This is a genomic window from Kitasatospora sp. NPDC127067 (assembly GCF_042724755.1).
Lineage (GTDB): Bacteria > Actinomycetota > Actinomycetes > Streptomycetales > Streptomycetaceae > Kitasatospora > Kitasatospora lactacystinica.
In genome coordinates, this window is the sequence record NZ_JBHXEM010000302.1 from 1 (window position 1) to 1,549 (window position 1,549).

1 rRNA gene is annotated in these 1,549 nt (G+C 57.0%); it reads left to right on the forward strand.

Going from position 1 to position 1,549, the window contains the following annotated elements:
- Positions 1 to 1,547, forward strand: a 23S ribosomal RNA gene (locus tag ACFWJ4_RS41585); the annotation flags it as partial.
- Positions 1,548 to 1,549: the final 2 nt, after the last annotated feature.

The following is a 1,549-nucleotide window of genomic DNA, read 5'->3' on the forward strand; positions in this document are numbered from 1 at the left end:
GGAGCCTTCGGGCAAAGGGAAGTGGTGGAGCCGGTGACCCAACGGGGTAGTAGGTGAGCGATGGGGTGACGCAGGAAGGTAGTCCAGCCCGGGCGGTGGTTGTCCCGGGGTAAGGGTGTAGGCCGTGAGGTAGGCAAATCCGCCTCACACTAAGGCTGAGACCTGATGCCGAGCCGATTGTGGTGAAGTGGATGATCCTATGCTGTCGAGAAAAGCCTCTAGCGAGTTTCATGGCGGCCCGTACCCCAAACCGACTCAGGTGGTCAGGTAGAGAATACCGAGGCGTTCGGGTGAACTATGGTTAAGGAACTCGGCAAAATGCCCCCGTAACTTCGGGAGAAGGGGGGCCATTCCTGGTGACGAGTCTTGCACTCCGAGCTGGGGGTGGCCGCAGAGACCAGCGAGAAGCGACTGTTTACTAAAAACACAGGTCCGTGCGAAGCCGTAAGGCGATGTATACGGACTGACGCCTGCCCGGTGCTGGAACGTTAAGGGGACCGGTTAGCTCTGATTCGTCGGGGCGAAGCTGAGAACTTAAGCGCCAGTAAACGGCGGTGGTAACTATAACCATCCTAAGGTAGCGAAATTCCTTGTCGGGTAAGTTCCGACCTGCACGAATGGCGTAACGACTTCTCGACTGTCTCAACCATAGGCCCGGTGAAATTGCATTACGAGTAAAGATGCTCGTTTCGCGCAGCAGGACGGAAAGACCCCGGGACCTTTACTATAGCTTGATATTGGTGTTCGGTTCGGCTTGTGTAGGATAGGTGGGAGACTTTGAAGCCTTGACGCCAGTCTTGGTGGAGTCGTCGTTGAAATACCACTCTGGTCGTGCTGGATGTCTAACCTGGGTCCGTGATCCGGATCAGGGACAGTGTCTGGTGGGTAGTTTAACTGGGGCGGTTGCCTCCTAAAGGGTAACGGAGGCGCCCAAAGGTTCCCTCAGCCTGGTTGGCAATCAGGTGTTGAGTGTAAGTGCACAAGGGAGCTTGACTGTGAGACTGACGGGTCGAGCAGGTACGAAAGTAGGGACTAGTGATCCGGCGGTGGCTTGTGGAAGCGCCGTCGCTCAACGGATAAAAGGTACCCCGGGGATAACAGGCTGATCTTCCCCAAGAGTCCATATCGACGGGATGGTTTGGCACCTCGATGTCGGCTCGTCGCATCCTGGGGCTGGAGTAGGTCCCAAGGGTTGGGCTGTTCGCCCATTAAAGCGGTACGCGAGCTGGGTTTAGAACGTCGTGAGACAGTTCGGTCCCTATCCGCTGTGCGCGTAGGAGTGTTGAGAAGGGCTGTCCCTAGTACGAGAGGACCGGGACGGACGAACCTCTGGTGTGCCAGTTGTCCTGCCAAGGGCATGGCTGGTTGGCTACGTTCGGGAGGGATAACCGCTGAAAGCATCTAAGCGGGAAGCCTGCTTCGAGATGAGCACTCCCACCTCCTTGAGAGGGTAAGGCTCCCAGTAGACGACTGGGTTGATAGGCCGGATATGGAAGCCCTGTGAGGGGTGGAGTTGACCGGTACTAATAGGCCGAGGGCTTGTCCTCAG